The organism is Burkholderia sp. Ax-1720 (assembly GCF_011753035.1).
Classification (GTDB): domain Bacteria; phylum Pseudomonadota; class Gammaproteobacteria; order Burkholderiales; family Burkholderiaceae; genus Burkholderia; species Burkholderia gladioli.
This window is the reverse complement of sequence record NZ_VWWK01000412.1, coordinates 1-1525: the sequence shown is the minus strand read 5'-3', so window position 1 is coordinate 1525 and position 1525 is coordinate 1. Positions and strand designations below refer to the sequence as shown.

Genomic DNA, 1525 nt, shown 5'->3' with positions numbered 1-1525 from the left:
CCGCGAGGCCGCATCGCTCGCGGCCTCGGCCGGATCGCGGGCCGGCTCGGCCAGGGTCCAGGCCAGCCCGGCCGCCGCCAGGCCCGTGCCGAGCGCGACCGCGTACAGCAGCGGCCGCACCGACCAGAGATCCTGCAGCACGCCGCCGAGCGTCGGCCCGAGCAGTGCGCCGGCGGCTACCGCCGACTCCTGCCAGCCGAGCGCGCGACCTCGCGCATCGGCCTCGGCGACGCGCGCCAGATAGGCCGTCACGATCACGCTCACGGTGCTCGCGCCCTGCACCACCCGCGCCGCGACGAACAGCATCGGATGGCGCGCCGAGGCCATCGCGAGCAGGCTGGCGACAAACAGCGCCAGCGCCAGCAGCAGCGCGCGTCGATAGCCGAGACGCTCGCACCAGCCGGCCGCCAGCGGCGTGCAGAGCAGCGCGCCGACACCCGGCGCGGCCAGCGCGATACTGCTCCAGCGTGTCACCTCGGCCAGTGTCGCGTCGGGCGGGAGCAGGCCGCGCACGAAGAACGGCATGATCGGCACCAGCACCATCAGCCCGAGCGTGATCACGCCCTGGCAGGCCACCAGGGTCACGACCGCGAAGCGGTGCGGCCCGATCATCGTCGGCCGCCCTGCCCGGCCCTGGCCGCGCGCAAGGGATTGGCGATCTCGCCCAGGCCGCTCGGCATGCCGGTGCCGATCGAGACGCGGCCGACCAGCGGTTCGATCAGCTGCTTGAACGGCCAGCTCGCGCTGTCGAACAAGGCGGCCTCCGCCAGCTCGCGCAAGGCCGGCGCGGCACCGTCGCCGAACACGCCGGCCACGGCATCGCGCAGCGCATCGCCGATCCACTGCCAGGCGAGCGCCTCGTCCTCGCCGTCGGCTTCGGACAGCGCGGCGGCAATCGCATACAGGTTCACGCCGACGGCCAAGGTCTGGAAATAGGCGAACAGAGCGCCGGGCGCCTCGAGAATCAGGGTGTTCGGCGTGCTCCGGTCGATCAGGTAATCGGGCGCCGCCACGCCGGCCTCGGCCATCAGCGGCGGACAGATCCGCAGCGTGTCGTGATCGCGCAGCACCAGCCCCGTCAGGCCATCCGCGCCAACGCGCAGCACCACGTTCTGGCCATGCAGCTCCGGCATCACCCCGTGACGGAAACAGCGCAGTCCGAGTTCGGCGAGCAGTCGCGCCAGTTGTGCGAACAGCCCGCGTCGCCTGGCGGGCGTCGACGCCGCGGCGCCGCCGCACAGCGCATCGAAGGCCGGCAGTCGCCCGCGCGCATCGGACACGCCGAGCGCGGCCATCGGCAACAGCCAGCCCTCGCCCCGCGGGTAGCGTCGCAGCAGGCAGGCAAGATCGCCGCGCTCGGCGATCCAGGCGGCCGCGTCGCCGCTTGCCGGCGCCGCGCCCAGCGCCCACCAGGCGCGCTCGTCGCAGACCTGCAGATGCGCGGCGAGCCAGGCATCGCGCTCGCGCAGCGCGGCCAGGCAGGCCTGCGCCAGTGCGCCGTTGCGCAGGTAGCGCGGCGGCATCA

2 protein-coding genes are annotated in these 1525 nt (G+C 74.1%); both read right to left on the bottom strand.

Annotation, left to right across the window (positions count from 1 at the left end; all coding sequences use genetic code 11):
* On the bottom strand, positions 1 to 612 hold a 612-nt coding region (locus tag F3J18_RS37300), incomplete at its 3' end, for an MFS transporter (protein WP_166917170.1).
* A partial coding sequence (locus F3J18_RS37295) for an IucA/IucC family C-terminal-domain containing protein (protein ID WP_275691849.1) occupies positions 609 to 1525 on the bottom strand: 917 nt, incomplete at its 5' end. The genes F3J18_RS37295 and F3J18_RS37300, both read right to left, overlap by 4 nt.